Here is a 17,888-nt window from a genome sequence, read left to right on the forward strand (position 1 = left end):
CCTGGTCGGCAGCCAGGGCCGGGGTATCGCCGGTTACGACGATGGGGAGGAACCCCGATCCGCGACGTGGTAGCCCCGTGCCGCCCGGGCGTCCCAATGAACGGCGACCTGGTCGCCCACAGCCCATCGGGTCTCTCGGAGGTTCTTGAGTGAGAGGCGCGCGGTCAGGTTCCCGATCGCCGTCTCGACGACGTGCAACGCCGTCGCGCCCTCGTACAGCACTTCACACACCGTGCCCACCACGGCGGGCCCGTCGGCGCCTTCCACCGGCAGCAGCGAGACCTGCTCCGGGCGCACACCCACCTGAACCCGGCAGTCGGGCTTGAGCGAGTCCGCGTTCTCCGTTTCCCGGCGGAGATCCGGCCGGTCGCCGTCGAGAACGACGCGAACCCGGCCGTCGGCGTCGCGAACGGTGCGGCCGTGGAAGAAGTTGGTCTCCCCGACGAAGTCGGCCACGAAGGCGCTCGCGGGTCGCTCGTACAAGTCGTCAGGCGTCCCGAGCTGCTCGACGGCGCCGTCGTTCATCACCGCGATGCGGTCGGCCATCGTGAGCGCCTCACCCTGGTCGTGGGTCACGTAGATGACGGTTGCGCCGAGGTTCCGCTGGAGGCGTTTGATCTCGACGCGCATGTGCTCGCGCAGGCGCTTGTCGAGCGCGCCAAGCGGCTCGTCCATGAGGAGCAGCGGGGGCCGGAACACGATGGCGCGGGCGAGTGCGACCCGCTGCTGCTGCCCACCGGACAGCTGGTCGGGGAACCGGGCCGCGAACCCTTCGAGCTTGACCAGCTCAAGAGCGTGCTGAATGTGGCTGCGCTGTTCGCGCGGCGACATCCGCCGCATGCGCAGCGGGAACCCCACGTTCTGGGCGACGGTCATGTGCTTGAACAGCGCGTAGTGCTGAAACACGACGCCGATCCCGCGCTTGTGCGGCGCCAGCCGCGCGACGTCGCGACCGTCGATCCGGATCGCACCGCTCGTCGGCGTCTCGAAGCCGGTGAGCATGTTGAGCAGCGTCGTCTTGCCCGCACCGGAAGGACCCAGGATCGCCAGGAACTCACCGCGACGGATGCTCAGCGAGACACCACGCACCGCCTGGAACGTTCCGTAGCTCTTCGACAGGCCGTCCAACTCAACCTCACCGCCCGTCGCGACTTGGTCGACGACCTGGACGCCCTCCGACACCTCGGACATCCTCAACTCCTCGGTATAGTTGCAATCAGTGCAACGCGTATGGCTGATGAAAATAGGCAGCCCGGAGAAGGTGTGTCAAGGGGGTCACCGGCGATGAAGTGCTACAAGATCCCCTGTAGTGCCCCCGCATGCATGAATCTGAAGGCTTCCACATCCAGAGTGAGGAGTGTTATGTTGCTGCGAGCGCAACACATCTCAGTGCGTGGCACACCCCACGACATGGTGAGAAGATTCCGAGAACACCACAGTCCAGGATCTTGGTAAGGAGAGAATCATCTCTATGCCAGACAAGCGATCACGGGACAGCAGCGACCTCGGGAGCATGTCGCACATCCGGCGCGGCCTCATGGTTCTCGAGCAGCTGGCCACCAAGTCCGCGACGGCGGCCGAGGTGGGCCGGTTGGTCAACGTGAACCGCAGCAGCGCCCTCCGGATCCTCGGCGACCTCGTGGACGCCGGCTATGTCGCCCGCGACGACGCCACCAAGGAGTTCACCATCCGCCCGGAGCGTTTCTACGGGCTGATCGTCAACCACCCCGCCCACGAGCAGCTGATAGAGAAGGTCGGACCGCTGCTCAAACGGCTGACCGGCGAGACCGGTGAAGCGTCGCTCCTGGCCGCCCCCGCCAGCGGCAACATGGTCTACGTCCAGTACCAGCCCTCATCCGAGGTGCTCACACTTCGCGAGCGGCTCGGCACCGTGCGGCCCATCCACTGCTCCGCCGTGGGCAGGGCCTACCTGTCGACACTTGACGGCGACGACCTCGACGAGGTCCTCGGCACCCTGAGCTACTCAGGTGGCACCGAGCGTGCCCCCAAGGGGCCACTGGAGCTGCGTCAACGGGTCGAGGAATCCCGCGGCGTCGGCTTCGCCCTCGATATCGACGAGACCCTCGTCGGCGCGTCCTGCGTCGCGGCGCCCCTGAATCACAACGGCAGGTGCATCGGTTCCGTCGCCCTGTCCGGACCGACCTCGCGCATGCCGCAGAGCCGTCTCGTCGAACTCGGGGTCATCCTGGTCCGCGAACTCGCGCACACGATCTGATTCGATCCTCGCGAGGTGGTGCGTCGTTTCCCGCCCAGGTGGAACGCCTACGTCGTCACGGCGCACCACAGCACGTGAGTGCCTCCCTCCTGAGAGGGAGGCGGAAGATGGCCCGCGTCGGCGATTCGGGAACCGGGCGAACTCTCCAGGATCGGTGACATCGCATCTCGCGAGATCCACCTCCTGGAGACATCCGACATGAAGCATGGCCCGTACCGGATCGCGGTCGGCCGGGTTCAGCGCCGGTCGGCGCTGAGGCGCTTGAGGGACTCGCGGGCCTCCGCCGCCCGCGGGAAATACGGGTTGATCGTGATCGACGTGGTGAGGCTCCGGACGGCGTCTCGCTTCCGGTCGAGCGCTCGCTCGATCTCGCCGCGGTGGTAGGCGTACTCGGCGTTGTGTTCGCCGAGCCGGGCCGCGTACCGGGCATGCCGCATGGCTTCGGCCGAATGCCCCGCCCGATGCAGCGCCCAGCCGAGTGCGTCCGCCACATCCACGGTGGGCCGCCGCTTCCACTCCGCGCGCGCCAGCCGTACGGCGACCGCCGGATCGCCGTGATCGGCTTCGTACCGGGCGATTCCGAGGTCGTCGCGGACCCCCGCGTCGGTGAAGAGGCGGGCCGTCGCCTTCAGCAGCGCGAACTGGCGATCGGCGTCGGCGGGCCGCCCCAGCGACCGGTAGATCTCGCCCAGTTCGAGGAGGAACCGAGGGTGTGGGGTACGGGCGACGGCAGCCTCATAATCCTTGATCGCATCGTCGGTCTGTTTGAGGGCGAACCGCGCCTTGCCTCTCCCGGCGAGCGCGGGAGCGTAGTCGGACAGGATGGTCAGAGCCAGGTCGTACGAGGTGAGGGCGTCCTGCGGGCGTCCGGTCTTCCAGGCGAGCTCGCCGGAGAAGTAGGCGACCGAGGCCACATCGGAGGGGATCACCGCGGCGTCCTCGGCGAGCCGGAGTGCCTCCTTGGCGCGGGTGGTCTCGCCTTTCAGCTCGAACAGGTGGGCCGCCCGGGTGTACGAGGCGACGGACGGGCTGAGATCCAGCAAACGCTGCAGTGCCCGCTCCGCCGACTTGTACGCGCCGAGGTTGAGATAGGCGTCGGTGAGCACGCTGTACGCGGGTCCGTGGCGTTCGCTGATCTTCTGCGCTTTGAGACCCCAATCGCGGGCCCCGGCGAAGTCGTGCCGGGCCGCGGCGAGCGAGCCCATGCCGACGAGCGCGGCGATGTTCTCTTCCGGTTGCTCCCGCAGCGAGCGCCGCAGGGCGCCGTCGGCTTTGGGGTAGTACGCGGGGTCCGCGGTGATACGTGCTTGCTCGATGTAGGCGCTGCCGAGCCGCGCCCAGGTCTCGGCGTCCTGGGGCACGTTCTTCAACCGGGCCTGTGCCGCGGTGATGAGATTGGGGAGGTCCTTGGCGCTCAGCCGCCCGCCCGGACGGGGATCGATGTAGTCCACGGCTTGCTGTGTGGGAGCCGGCGCGTCGGAACCGATCTCCGCCATGTCGGCGAGGAGACCGGGACCGATCAGGGCCGCGGCCCCGGCACCCGCTGCCACCACGCAGAGGATGATCTGTTGACGTCGCATGGCTTCGCTCCTGTCGGTGGGCGGTGGTGGGTGCCGGAGGGCACCCACCCGCGGTCGGTTTCCATCGGCTGCTATCGGCGGAGGTCAGGCGTCGCCACGTAGGGGAAGTCGGGCCGGAGCCGCTTGGCCGGGCCCTGCAGCGGGCTGAACGTGGTGAGCAGAAGCCGTCGCCGGAGCGGTTCGCCCAGGGCCACCCGGAGGTAGGCGGTGGTGACGTCGTCGCCGAGCCTGCGCCCGTTGGGCCAGCCTTGAAGGTCGCCTTCGATGAGCCCGTACTTGTTCGGGTTGGCGGTCACCGGGGTGGTCATGTTGAGCCGGGTCATCTCGGCCGGGACGACCTTGCTCCGGTTCACGTCCCTGTTGAGCAGGTGCGAGTTGAGGTCGATCTTGATGGGACCGGTCTCCTTGGCGATTCCGGTGAGGAAGATCTGCTCGTGGTCCAGCCGCGGGCCGAACGAGGGGAAGGTGAGCGTGCCCGGTGCCGCCAGCTTGGCGACGTACGGGTGCCGGACCGCGTCGCGAAGCCCGCGCCAGGCGTGGTCGTCGGCGGGAGACGAGGCGTGGTAGAGATCCCGCAGGTGAGGCGGGTTGACGCTGTCCCCGAACATGGACAGCCCCTGCCGGGACACCTGGCGGTACTCGTCGGATCCCCCGGTGAGGTTGAGGGACTTCCTTGAGCTGGTCGCCCAGATGCCGACAACGGGGTTGCGATGGACATCCCCGTTCAGCGCGAGCTCCGACTTGGGGATCTGAATCGCGATGCTGTGGACGTTGAACGGCAGCAGAATGTCGACCGGGGGCGCGACGGGGTTTCCGGTCCTGAGCAGAGAGAAGATCCGGAAGTCGAAATAGAACGGGTCTTTCACCGGTCCGGAGAATGTCACGCCACCGCCGGGAATGGGCACGATCGCCTGATCGAACTTGCTTGTGTAGTCCAAGCCGAGCGGCCACGGCGCGACCGGGGCGTTGTCGAGGAGGGTCCTCGGCGGCTCGCCGGGACGGATCAGCTCCAGCTTGTAGGTCTGCGGAATCAGGGCCCTGGCCGCCTGCCGGGGGACGAGCTTGGTGTAGTCGCTTGGGTCGTAGTTCTCACCCTGCTGGGGGATGGCGGGATAACGGGAGCTCGGCGGCGCCTTGGCATCTCCGCTGCCGTCGCCGTTGCGGTACCACCAGCGGTAGGTGAGGTCGGGGGCGCCGTCTCCGGTGTTGTCGAAGTGCAGGTCGTAGAAGCCCTGGGTGGCGAAGCGGTACCAGGGGAGCGGGACCACCGGGAGCTCGAACGGGATGTAGTTCCAGATGACGGTGACCGTGTCCGGCCGGTCCGGGCTGGTGAACGCGTAGAGGTCGGTGACGTCCATCTGCGGGTCGAGGATCTGACCGGGCGAGTCGACGTGGTTGGAGGCGTGGCCGGGCACCGCCCCGGGGCCTGCGGCGAGCAGGCCGGCCGAGAGCGTCGCGCCTGCCGTGCAGAGGGCGAGTGCGGCCCGGCGGTATCGGTTCGCGGTGGCTTTTCGAGATAACTGCATCATGTTCCCCATCCCCCGGTTGGGAATTCGGTCCGATGCCTTACCGCCGTACCGCGGACATGGGCATCAAGTGAGAATTGGCAGCGATTTTTGATTTATGTCCGAATTCTCGTTCTGAGTATGTGGTGGCAAAACGCGAGGCGCGAAGATCAGTGTAACTCTCTGTGATTGAGAAGCCGTGTTTGAGCGCGGTGCGTCACGTTCCTCCGATGTCGCGTTCTCTTCAGCCGGACGCGGGGGCGGATAACTGATTTCGATCGGCGGATCGCGCCACGCCTTGGCGGTGGGGCCGCCGTCGTTGCCGGGCTGAGTTCGATGGCTTCGGCCGGGGGCGGGGAGCTGTTCTCCGGGGCGCCGCCTTTGGGCCGTAGCCGGGCCTGTCGTGATCGCCGTCTTCGGATCGACAAGGCGCCGGCCGACGCTCCCCGACCCGGGCTCGTGGCAGCGACACACCGAGATTTGGGCGGTTACGGCTGTCCGAAAAGAGCCGGGTGGATTCCGAAAGTCCACTCGGGTGCAGGCCGTGGTCACTCTGGTCAATCGGTGCTTCTCAGCCTTGTCTGAGGTGAGCAGGAGTTCGATTTACCCATGAAGAGCAGGACATATACGCGATTTATACGGGCTTCCCCTAGTCAGGCCTCGCATCATCGTTTTTGCGAGCGCTCAAGGGAGACAAAAGGTGGCTCGTCGATTGGCAGCGGTTTTGGTCGTGGTGTTGGCGGGGGGTGGGACGTTCGGCGGTTTGACCGGGGGGCAAGTGGCGGCGCAGGCGCGGGAAAGAACAGAGGTGCTTTCGGCGCGGGGCGAGACCACGGAGATCTTCGCCAATCCCGATGGATCGTTTACCCGATATGAGCATCTTCGCCCCATTTGGGCGAAATCAGAGAAGGGTGACTGGGTACGTCCCGACGCCACCCTTCGCGAACGTCCTGACGGGACCGTTGCGCCGGTGGCGGCGACGTTCCCGATGGAGTTCAGCGGTGGGGGGACCACGCCTCTGGCCAAGGCGGGCCGGGATGGCACCCAGCTGAGCCTCGGCTGGCCGGGCCAGCTGCCCAAACCTGTGCTCAAGGGCGGCGTTGCGGTCTACCCCGAGGTGCTCAAGGGCGTCGACCTGGAGGTGAAGGCCGAACTCGACGCGTTCAGCTATGCCCTGGTGGTGAAAGACCGCGAGTCAGCCAAGAATCCGGCGCTGCGCAAGCTGTCGCTGACGACCAAGACCAAGGGACTGTCACTGGGAGTCGACGCCAAGACCGGAGCGATCGGCGCCAGGGACGCAAGCGGCAGGCTTGTCCTGGGCGGTGCGACTCCCATCATGGGGGACGCCGACACCGAGAAGCCCGTCAAGGCCGAGATCCGCGCCGGGGCGCTGGACCTGGTGCCGGACCCCGTGCTGCTCGACGACCCCGGTGCCAGGTTCCCCATCAGGATCGACGCGTCGTTCGCCGGGCGCCGCAACCACTGGACGGTGGTCCGCACCACCTTCCCGAATACCTCGTACTACGACCGGCTGACACTCAACGAGCCCGAAGACGCGACCCAGGGCGTGCTGCGCGTCGGGAAATCCGGTAGCCAAATCGCACGCTCGTTCGTCGAGTTCAACATCGCGGCCGTAGCCGGGACCGTTGTCAGCAAGGCCACGTTCAGCGTGTGGCACTCCTGGACGGGCAAGGACTGCGGCAACGGCAACAACGTCGCCGGCTCGGTTGCGGCGTGGCACACCGGCGGCATCAACGGCTCCACCACGTGGGACGCTCAGCCAGGCTGGATTCAGTCGTACGGCGACGACGACAAGATCGTGCGCCGCCATACCGGTGGCTCCGGTAGCAAGTGTCCGGCAGGTGCTCAGGAGTACACCGTCACCACCCCCGTGACGGCTGCCGCCGCGAACGGAGCGCCGAACCTGACGCTGGGGCTGCAGGCTGTCAATGAGGGCGACGTGTGGTCCTGGAAGCGCTACAAGGTCGTCGGCGACTCGTACAACGCCCACAATCCGTTTCTGGCCATCGATTACAACTCCTACCCCACGGCGCCCGACCAGCTCACCGTCTCGGGTCGGCCGTGCGTGACGGGAGCCTCCCGGCCGTGGCTGGACACCCGTACACCCGTGCTGAAGGCCCGGCTGACGGATCCGGAACCCGAGACCGACATGAAGGCCACCTTCGAGTGGGCGCGCGTCAACGCCGACGGCAGCTACAGCCCCGTCGTGGGCTCGGCGACCACCCCCGGCAACACCTCCAGCGGCACCACAACCCAGATCGCCACCCCGGCGCTCGACGAGGGCGGCCTGTACGCGTTCCGCGCCCTGGCCAACGACGGGAGTCTCAACAGCAAGGCCCACAGCGCCTGGTGCGAGTTCGGGGTGGACACCGTCGGCTTGGACACGGCGCCGGAGGTGGCCTCGGCCGACTACCCGGCCGACGACGCCTACCACGGCGCACCCGGCCAGACCGGCACGTTCACCTTCAGCGGCGGCGGTGCCGACGCCACCGGCTTCAAGTACGGCTGGGCCGATCCGCCCACCACCCACGTCGCGGGAGCGCCGTCGACTCTGCAGATCACGCCCCCGCCGCCGAGCGCGACCGACCCGACCCGGCCCGGCCAGCTCACCCTGTACGTCCGTGCCGTCGACCGGGCCGGGCATGAGAGCCCGATCAAGCGGCACACCATTCTGATCGGTTCGGCCGGTGGGCCGGTCGGCGACTGGGCGCTGGACGGCCCGGGCACCGAGCAGACCGACTCCGCACCCGCCAAGCGCACCGCCAGGCTGAGCGGCGGCACGCCCGGCGCCGACGGGCGCCTGGTCGGCGTGACCGCGGTGTCGTTCGACGGTGTGGACGACTACGCGGCGACCACCGGGCCCGTGGTGGACACCTCCAAGAGCTTCACCGTGTCGGCGTGGGTCAAGCTCGCGGACAAGACCGCGTGGCGCACCGTCGTGTCTCAGGCCGGCGAGACCTACTCGACGTTCCGGCTGGAGTACAACTCGACGGCCGACCGTTGGCAGATGGCCGCCTTGTCGAACAACGAGGGCGGCGCGGCCGTCTCCACCGCGGCTCCCGTGGCCGGTGTGTGGACCCACCTGGCCGGCGTGTACGACGCCGGGGCCAGGACCGTCACCCTGTACGTCAACGGCGTCGCCCAGCAGACGGTGGCGCGACCACCTGCGCCGTGGACCAGCGTCGGCGCCCTGTCCTTCGGGCGCAGCCTGTGGGCGGGCGCTTTCAAGAACTACTTCTCGGGTTCTCTGTCCGGCGTGAAGGTGTGGAACCGCGTTCTGGCGTCCGCTGAGATCACCGGCCAGGCCACCACCCGGGTCGGCCTGTGGACCCTGGACGGCCACGGCGGCGACGACTCCGGCTACGGCCGGGACGCCCAGCCCACCGGGGCCTCCTGGACCGCCGACCGCGGCGGCAACGCCGATGCGGCGGCCGGCCTGAACGGCTCCGCCAAGCTCGCCACCTCGGGCCCGGTGCTGCACACCGACCAGCCGTTCACCGTCGCGGCCTGGGTGCGAATCACCGACCTGTCCAGGTATGAGAGGACCGCCGTCGCCCAGGAGGGCACAAACGTCGCCAGCTTCTACCTCGGCCTGCGGCAGGACCTGAACAGGCCGCAGTGGTCGATGCAGCTGCGCCCCGGCGACACCGACGCGTGCTGCCCGTGGGCGGCCGTCGGCGGAACCGTGAAGCTCAACCAGTGGCAGCACCTGGCCGGTGTGTACGACAGGGGCGCGGCCAAGGTGCGCCTGTACGTCGACGGCGTCAAGGTCGCCGAGGTCGCGTCCGGAGCCGCGTGGCGGGCCACGGGCCCGTTGTCCATCGGCTTCGGAAAGTGGATGTGGGCGGGTGACTTCTTCATGGGTGACCTGGACGACGTGCACGCGTACGCCGGCGTTCTCCCCGACTCGCGGATAGCGGCGCTGGCCGCGGCCGCTCCCGGAGGCCAGAAGTGAGAAAGATTCTGTCCGCACTCATCGGGGTGGCTCTGCTGCCCGTCGTGTCCGGACCCGCCGCCGCGGCGGTGCCCGAGCGGATGCAGGCCCAGCACGACGAGTCCGTCCCGGGCTCCTCCCTGCCGTTGACAAAGGTCCCCGAGCCGAGGACCGGCAAGGCGTATGCGGGCGACAAGCCCGTGTGGCCCAAGGCCGGGCTCACCGTGACCACGAACCTGGAGGCCGGGCGTTCCTCGGCCGCCGCGGGGATGCCGGTGGCGATCCGGTCGGCCACCGCAGGCCAGGTCAAGCTGGAGGTGCTCGACTCGCCCGGCCTGAAGCTGCGAGTCACCTCCGACACCTCGGCGACCGGGAAGTCGGCCGTGCCGACGGCGACGGTGAGCGTCGACTACTCGGGGTTCCGCGACGCGTACGGCGCCGACTGGGCCTCGCGCCTGGTGCTGGCCAAGGCGCCTGAGTGCGAGGGGTGCGCGCCCGTACCCCTCACCTCCAAAAACGAATCGAACACCGTGTCGGCGCAGGTCGAGCTGCCGGCGACGCTGATGGTGCAGGCGGCGCCCGCCGGACCCTCCGGCGACTACAGCGCCACCTCGCTGCAGCCGTCGGCCACCTGGTCGGCGGGCGGCTCGACGGGCGACTTCTCCTGGAACTATCCGTTCCGGATGCCTCCGGCGGTCGGTGGGCCCGTGCCCACTCTGCAGCTGGCCTACTCCTCCTCGTCGGTCGACGGGCGGATGGCCGCCTCCAACAACCAGCCGTCGTGGGTCGGTGAGGGTTTCGATCTGTCCAACGGGTTTATCGAGCGCCGCTACAAGCCGTGCGCGGAGGACACCCAGAGCGGCAACAACTCGACCCGCAAGACCGGCGACCAGTGCTGGGCGACCGACAACGCGACCCTGTCGCTCGACGGGCGTGGCGGCGACCTGGTGTACGAGAACGGCAAGGGCTGGAAGCTCCGTAACGACGACGCCTCCCGGATCGAGCGCAGGACGGGTGCCGCCAACGGGGACAACGACGGCGAGCACTGGGTGGTGACCACCTCAAACGGCGTCCAGTACTGGTTCGGCAAGAGCGGCGCCACCCAGAGCGTCCTCACGTCGCCCGTATTCGGCAACCACGCCGGCGAGCCGTGCCACAAGGCCGCTTTCGCCGACTCCCATTGCACCCAGGCGTACCGGTGGAACCTCGACTACGTCGTCGACCCGTCGGGTAACACGATGACGTACCGATACCAGCGGGAGAAGAACAAGTACGCCCGCAACATCACCACCACCGACCTGGCCGAGTACGACCGGGGCGGCTACCTGACGCAGATCGACTACGGCACCCGCGACGGCTCGTCCACCGTGCCGGCCCGGGTGCTGTTCGAGACCGCCGACCGCTGCCTGGCCAACTGCACCACCAAGGACGCCACCACCTGGCCGGACACGCCGTACGACCAGGAGTGCACCAGCTCGCCGTGTCAGACGACCTCGCCCACGTTCTGGACGACCAAGCGCCTGGCCAAGGTCGTCACCCAGGTGTGGGACGCCACGGCCGGCCGGCACGTCGACGTCGAGTCGTGGACGTTCACCCACTCCTTCCCCGACCCGGGCGACGGCACCCGGCCCGGGCTGTGGCTGAGCAAGATCTCGCATGCCGGGCGCGACGGCGTCAGAGTCCCGGATGTGATGTTCGAGGGCGTGCAGATGCCCAACCGCGTCGACACCGTCGATCACTCGCCCGCGATGAACTGGTGGCGCATCGCCGGCATCACCACCGAGACCGGCGGCAAGATCGGTGTCTCCTACTCGCCGCCCGACTGCGTCGCCGGGTCGCGGATGCCGTCGGCGCCGGAGACGAACACACTGCGCTGCTACCCGGTCAAGTGGACCCCGCCGGGTACGGGGGCCGACCCGCTCACCGACTACTTCCACAAGTACGTCGTGACCGCCGTCACCGAGAACGATCAGACCACCGACGCGCCCCGCGCCATCACCAAGTACACCTACGTCGGCAGCCCCGGCTGGCACTACACCGACGACGACGGCATGGTGAAGGCCGAGAACAAGACGTGGTCGGTGTGGCGCGGCTACGGCACCGTCCGCACCGTCAAGGGTGATCCCGGTGAGGAGCAGACCACCGAGGCGACGTTCTTCCGCGGCATGCACGGTGACAAGCTGCCCTCCGGCACCCGCGTCGCCACGCTGCCCGCCACCGGGGGCGCGCCCGCCGTCAACGACGAGGACGCCTACGCCGGCATGACCCGGCAGACCGTGACCTACAACGGGACGGCGGTCGTCGGGACGCAGACCTTCGAGCCGTGGCAGTCGGCTCCGACCGCGTCGCGCACGCTGGGCGGCGTCACCGTCTCGGCCCGCTACACCGGTACCGCGGTCACCCGCAGCAGCACCGCCCTGGACGGTGGCCGACCGGCACGCACCACGACGACACGTACCACCTTCGACGCGTACGGCATGGCCGTACAGGTCGAGGAGTCCGGCGACGACGCGATCCCCGGGGACGAGAAGTGCGTGAAGACGACGTACGAGCCGCGTGACACCACCAAGTGGCTGGTGGCCTTGACCCGGCGGGTCGAGACCTACGCCGTGCCGTGCGGGACCGCCCCGGCGGAAGCCGAGGACGTCGTCGGTGACGTGCTCAACACCTACGACGCCCAGGGCAGGGTCACCAAGGTCGAGACGCTCTTGACCTGGTCGCCCAAGACGTACTCGACGACCGCGCGTTCGGCGTACGACACTCAGGGCCGCATCGTCGAGGCGTGGGACGCCAAGGGCGGGCGCAGCACCACCGCGTACACGCCCGCGGCCGGAGGCCCGCTCATCAAGACGGTGCTGACGAACGTCAAGGGCTGGACCACCACGACCGAGCAAGACCCGGCGTGGGGGGCGGGTACCAAGATCACCGATCAGAACGGCCGGGTCACCGTTCTGGCCTATGACGGCCTGGGCCGCCTCAGCAAGGTGTGGGGCCCCGGCCGGTCGACCTCGTCGACCCCGACGGCGCAGTTCGGTTACCTGATTCGCAGCGACGGTCCGGTGATGCTGACAACGTCGCGGCTGAACGCCAACGGTGGACTCACCACCGTTCACACGCTGTACGACGGACTGCTGCGCGTTCGCCAGACGCAGGCTCCCGAGGCCGGCGATCAGGGCGGCCGCGTCGTGAGCGACACCTTCCACGACACGGCGGGCCGTATCTGGAAGACCAACGACGCGTACGTCGCCGACGGCGCACCCGACAACCTGGTGTACAAGCCGAAGGACGGGGGCGACAACGTCATCCCGTCGCAGACCCGCAAGACCTTCGACGGCATGGGGCGGGAGACCGCCTCGATCTTCTACTCCAAGGGCGTGGAGAAGTGGCGGACCACCACCGCGCACTTCGGCGACCGCACCGAGAGGACCCCGCCGGGCGGCGGCACCCCGTCGACGACGTTCACCGACGCGGTCGGCCGTACCACGCTCATGCGCCTGGCCGACGACGACACCAGGTACGAGTACACCAAGCGCGGTGCACTCAAGAAGATCACCGACCCGGCCGGCAGCGTCTGGGAGTACGAGTACGACCTGCGCGGCAACAAGACGGTCGACAAGGACCCCGACAAGGGCACCACGATCAGCGGCTACAACGAGTACGGCGAGCTGACCACGCTCAAGGACGCCTTGGGTACCACCTTGACGTTCACCTACGACGAACTGGGTCGTAAGACGACTGTCGCCGAGGGGGCGGTCAAGCGCGCGGAGTGGGTCTACGACACGGTGGTGGCCGGTCAGCTCACCAAGTCGGTCCGATACCACGGCGGCAACGCGTACACGCAGGAGACCACCGGGTACACCGTCGACTACAAGCCGCAGACGCAGGTGTTCACGATCCCGGCGTCGGAGGGCGCCCTGGCGGGCACCTACACCTACAACAACACCTACACGGTCAACGGACTGTCGGCTTCGGTCCGGATGCCGGACGTCGACGGCTCCGGTGGCGGCCTGTCCGCCGAGACGCTCACCACCCGGTACACCGACCTCGACAAGCCGGCCACGCTGTCGGGCTACGTGGACCTGACCGCCTACACCCGGTTCGGTGAACTGGCCGTGGTCGGCCGCCGCAACGGCACCGGCAAGGTCATGGACACCGGCTACTTCTACCAGGAGGGCACCCGCCGCCTGGAACGCCTGCTCACCACCCGCGAGGTGGCGCCGGCGGCCGTCCAGGCCGTGGACTACGGTTTCGACGACGCCGGCAACCTCACCCGGGCGGCCTCGCCGGATGACACGCAGTGCTTCCGCTACGACGCGCAACGGCGGCTGACCCAGGCGTGGACGCCCGGCAACGGCGACTGCGCGCCGGATCCGACGGCGGCGACGCTCGGCGGAGTGGCCAAGTACTGGCTGAGCTGGCGGTTCGACAAGATCGGCAACCGGCTGGAGCAGGTCTCCCACACCACGGGCGGCGCCGTCTCCACGACGTACGGCTACTCGGCGTCGCAGCCGCACGCGCTCACCAGCACCACCACCGGCGGGACGAGGGCGGTCTACGAGTACGACGCGACGGGAAACACCGTCAAGCGCCCGTCGGCGAAGGGCACCCAGACGCTCACCTGGGACAGTGAGGGCCACCTGGCCACAGCGGCCGACACCTCGGGGAGCACGTCCTTCCTGTACGACGCCGACGGCGAGCGCCTGATTCGCCGCGACCCGGCCGGGGCCACGCTCTACCTGCCAGGCCAGGAGCTGCGGATCACCGGCGCCACCAAGGCCACGACTCGCTACTACTCCCATGCGGGCGTCACCGTCGCCGTCCGCACCGCGGCCGGGCTTACCTGGCTGGCCTCGGACCACCACGGCACCTCCTCGGTGTCGGTCCGCGCCACCGACCAAGCGCTCGCCGTCCGCCGTGAGGCCCCGTACGGCACCCCGCGTGGTGGCAGCGGGGCCTGGCCGTCGGGCATGGAAAAGGGCTTCGTCGGCGGCGTCAACGACAACACGGGGCTGGTCCATCTGGGCGCCCGCGAGTACGACGCCGCCCTGGGGCGGTTCATCAGCGTCGACCCGGTCATCGACTACACGGACCCACAGCAGATGCAGGGGTACGGGTACGCCGGGGCCAACCCGATGACGATGTCGGATGCCGACGGACGGTTCGGCAAATGGCCGAAGTGGGTCTCGGATACGGGCAGTGCGCTGAAGAAGACAGTCGACCGCCACGTGGAGGTGGCCAAGACGGCGACCTCCATGGTGAAGTCGTCGGCGGTCGCGGCGTACAACAATGCCAAGTCCGGAGTGGTGAATGCCGGCAAGTGGGCGTACAACAACGCGGGCGACATCTCAACCGTGCTGGGTACGGTGTCGGCGGTTCTTGCCGTCCTGCCACCGCCCTGCCAGGCGGCTGCGGTTGGGGTGGGTGCTGCCGCCTGGGCCTTCGGCGTCATGGACGCGCACAAGCAGTGCTTCGTAGACAAGAATGCGATCGACTGCTCGGTAGCCGCTACAGGCCTGATTCCGGGCGGGGCGGCTTTGAGGACAGGCGCTAAGGTCGTCAAGGCACGCAAGGTGCTGGATGCTGCGGACAAGGAGTTGAAGGACGCGGCTGACATGTCCGATCTCCTGTGGGGTCAGTCGCTGCCCGGCAAGACCAACCCCAACTTGCCGACCGCGCTGGATGAACGCAAGAAAGCCCTGGAAAGGTTTCTCGCGGCCCAAGACGGCCGAGCGAATGCCAAAGATATATTTGACAGGGCGGATCGCGCGCATAATGGGGTGAACTCGTGGCAGGCCGTCAATGCGATGTATGCCTACTACAACCAGATGTACACGAATTGTAAATGGGTTGGCCTTTGCCCGGATACTCAGCAGACGTTCTACACGCAGGTGAGAAACACCGCCACCAAGGCCACCAAGCCGACCAGCGACCAAGGCATCAGGTACCAGGGGCGGTGGATGCCCTTCTGATCCGTCACGGGCGTCCCAAATTGTCGATCTAAACCGCTAACCCGGGATCTATGACCCGGGAACGTCTCTGAGTCGCCCGTCCGGTCGGCGCACGATCTTCGGATCGCGTTCGGTCGGCCGCGGCGACTCAGAGCACGTTGCGGCCCGACCCGCCGGGGATGATCGGGGAATGCCGCGGTGGTCACGAGCACGACACAGCTCGAACCTGGATCGACATCGTCGTTGATCATCCCCGCCTCGCGTGAAGCCTCGTGAGCGACTCGCATGCCGCGGTCCGCCTGGGTGAAGTACGGATCCATCGAGAGAGCTGCGGTGAGGCTCTTGACTGCGGCCTTCCTTCGGCCGAGGGCACACTCGTGGATCCGGCCGGTGCGCCAACGTGGTTGGAGGCGTGGCCATTTCGAGTGGTTTTTGTGATAAATGAAGCGCACTGCCCATGATCTGGGAATATCGCCGGTAAATGGATGCTTGGTGATTTGCTCCAGATAAAGAGGGTCCGCCGGTGAATCGCAATCTATGTCCGAATTCATAGCCGGCGTGTTCGGTGGCCGATGCGAGGCGCGGTGATCAGTGTAACTCCCTGTGATTGAATAGCGGTGTTTGAATATCCGGCGTCACGATCCCCCGGTGTCGCGTTTCTCGCCGAAAAGGAGCACGGGGGATATGCCTGATTTCGATCGCCGGGCTGCGCTGCGTCTTGGCATCGGTGCCGCCGCCGTCGCCGGGTTGGGGTCGGCGGCTCTTGCGGCCCGCCAGGCCGAGGCCGCCGCGGAGGGTCTGCCGCAGGACGGGCTCGCCGACGTGGACGAGGTCGACTACGTGGTGATCGGATCGGGCCCCGGCGGGACCCCGGTCGCCGTCACCCTCGCCAAGGCCGGGTTCACCGTCGCCGTCCTGGAGGCCGGCCCGCCGGCGGGCAACAAGACCTGGTACGAGACGCCGGCGATGCACAACAAGGCGGCCGGGGTGGACAAGGCCGTGCGCTGGGACTTCTGGGTGCAGCACTTCACCGACCCGGTCTTCGGCCGGACCTCCAGCCAGTGGACCCGGGACCTGGGGATTCTCTATCCACGTGCCTCCACGCTCGGCGGATGCACCGCACATCACGCGCAGATCACCATGTATCCCGAGCACTCCGACTGGGCTGGCATCCAGCGGCTCACCGGCGACGACTCCTGGTCCCCCGAGGCGATGTGGGCGAACTGGGAACGGGTCCAGACCTGGCAGCCGATCGAGTTCCCGCTGCTGGACGCCGCCGCGCTCGACCCCCAGCTGAACCTGATCCTCTCCGCGGCCAAGGCCGAGGCGGCGGCGTTGCCCGGCGGCGACGTCGTGGACGACCGGTTCGGCGTGAACAGCAGGGCGAACGTGGACCGCAGCGCGCAGGGCTTCTTCTATCCGCCCCAGGCCCATCGCAGCGGAAAGCGCTATGGACCCCGGGAAGTGCTGCTCGCCGCACAGGCGGCCGACCCGCGACGGCTCCTCATCGGCACCGACTGCCTCGCCGAGCGCATCGTGCTCGGCCCCGGCCCCGACGGGCGGAGAAGGGCGGTGGCCGTCGAATTCCTCAAGGGCCGTGCGTTGTACGGCGCCTCGCCGCTCAGCGTCCCCACCTCTGCGGCGGAGCGCGCATCCATGCGGCGGACCATACGGGTGCGCAGAGAGGTCATCGTGTCGGGCGGGACCTACAACAGCCCGCAATTGCTCATGCTCTCCGGGATCGGTCCGCGAGCGCATCTGGAACGCCATGGGATTCCGGTTCAGATTGATCTACCCGGCGTGGGAACCAATCTGCAGGACCGTTATGAGAACAGTGTGGTGACCGACCACCCGGCGTTCCTGCTCACCCTGCCGTGCACCTTCGACACCGGAATATTCGACCCCTGTATGGGCGCGTCCCAAGGGGCGTTCTCGGTGGGCTTGGGCGGCCTTGCGCCGTACTCGTTCAACGGGGTTGTCGGGGGTATCAAGCGCCGGCACGGAGACGACCGGCGGGGGCAGCTCTACATTTTCGGCGCCCCGTCCGACTTTCGCGGCTACAAGCCCAGGTTCGGGGAGGACGGGTACACCCACACCAAATTCAGCTGGTTGATTCTCAAGGGCTACGCGGGGGCGCGGACGGGTACCGTACGGCTTCGCTCGGCCGACCCCACGGCTCCGCCGCTCATCAATTTCCGCAAGTTCGACGACGGGGCCGGCGGCGCCGGGGACGTCGAGGCGATCGTCGACGGGGTGGAGCAGGTCCGCCGGATCAACCGGCAGGCCGGAGTGGGGAGAGAGATCTGGCCCGGACCGGCGATGACCGACCGCGCCGAGCTCGCCCGGTGGGTGCGCCGGGAGGCGTGGGGGCATCACGCCTCGTGCACCAACCCGATCGGGCACCCTTCGGACCCGAACGCCGTCCTCGACAGCCGGTTCCGGGTACGGGGAACCGCCAATCTGCGCGTGGTGGACGCCTCGGCCTTCCCCAGGATTCCCGGACTGTTCCTCTGGGCTCCGACGGCGATCATCGGGGAGAAGGCCGGCCAGGACATCCTCCGCGATTCCGAAAACCGGGTCTAATACGCGTGCGGGATAATTCCCCGTAATTCGCTCCCTGAACGGTGGCCGACGTACTCCGGAAATAGGGTTGTCCGCGCTGGG

7 protein-coding genes are annotated in these 17,888 nt (G+C 68.1%); 4 read left to right on the plus strand and 3 right to left on the minus strand.

From position 1 onward, the window contains the following. Positions 1-33: 33 nt before the first annotated feature. Entirely contained in the window at positions 34-1,191 is a 1,158-nt protein-coding gene (locus RUR_RS35810) for an ABC transporter ATP-binding protein (protein ID WP_283139668.1), read from the minus strand. A gap of 280 nt (positions 1,192-1,471) precedes the next feature. Between RUR_RS35810 and RUR_RS35815 the strand changes: the two genes are divergently transcribed. Beyond that, positions 1,472-2,236, plus strand: a complete 765-nt coding sequence (locus RUR_RS35815) for an IclR family transcriptional regulator (protein ID WP_283139669.1) — start codon at positions 1,472-1,474, stop codon at positions 2,234-2,236. Between the two features lie 236 nt (positions 2,237-2,472). On the opposite strand, the gene RUR_RS35820 is transcribed toward RUR_RS35815, so the two are convergent. Both RUR_RS35820 and RUR_RS35825 read right to left on the minus strand, forming a co-directional pair. After that, positions 2,473-3,816 carry a tetratricopeptide repeat protein gene (locus RUR_RS35820; RefSeq protein WP_283139670.1) on the minus strand — a complete coding sequence of 448 codons (1,344 nt, stop codon included), beginning with the start codon at positions 3,814-3,816 and terminating at the stop codon, positions 2,473-2,475. Between the two features lie 71 nt (positions 3,817-3,887). Then, on the minus strand, positions 3,888-5,345 hold the full coding sequence (locus RUR_RS35825; protein WP_283139671.1) for a DUF4331 domain-containing protein: 1,458 nt from the start codon (positions 5,343-5,345) through the stop codon (positions 3,888-3,890). Positions 5,346-6,291: 946 nt separating this feature from the next. On the opposite strand from RUR_RS35825, the gene RUR_RS35830 reads away from it, so the two are divergent. The 3 genes from RUR_RS35830 to RUR_RS35840 all read left to right on the plus strand — a co-directional run bounded on the left by RUR_RS35830 (position 6,292) and on the right by RUR_RS35840 (position 17,807). Further along, positions 6,292-9,297 carry a LamG-like jellyroll fold domain-containing protein gene (locus RUR_RS35830; RefSeq protein WP_283139672.1) on the plus strand — a complete coding sequence of 1,002 codons (3,006 nt, stop codon included), beginning with the start codon at positions 6,292-6,294 and terminating at the stop codon, positions 9,295-9,297. Next, positions 9,294-15,245, plus strand: a complete 5,952-nt coding sequence (locus RUR_RS35835) for an RHS repeat-associated core domain-containing protein (RefSeq protein ID WP_283139673.1) — start codon at positions 9,294-9,296, stop codon at positions 15,243-15,245. Before RUR_RS35830 ends, RUR_RS35835 begins: the two co-directional genes overlap by 4 nt. Positions 15,246-15,908: 663 nt before the next feature. Next, positions 15,909-17,807 carry a GMC family oxidoreductase gene (locus RUR_RS35840; protein ID WP_283139674.1) on the plus strand — a complete coding sequence of 633 codons (1,899 nt, stop codon included), beginning with the start codon at positions 15,909-15,911 and terminating at the stop codon, positions 17,805-17,807. Positions 17,808-17,888: the final 81 nt, after the last annotated feature.

Source organism: Rhizohabitans arisaemae, assembly GCF_025996515.1.
GTDB lineage: Bacteria > Actinomycetota > Actinomycetes > Streptosporangiales > Streptosporangiaceae > Rhizohabitans > Rhizohabitans arisaemae.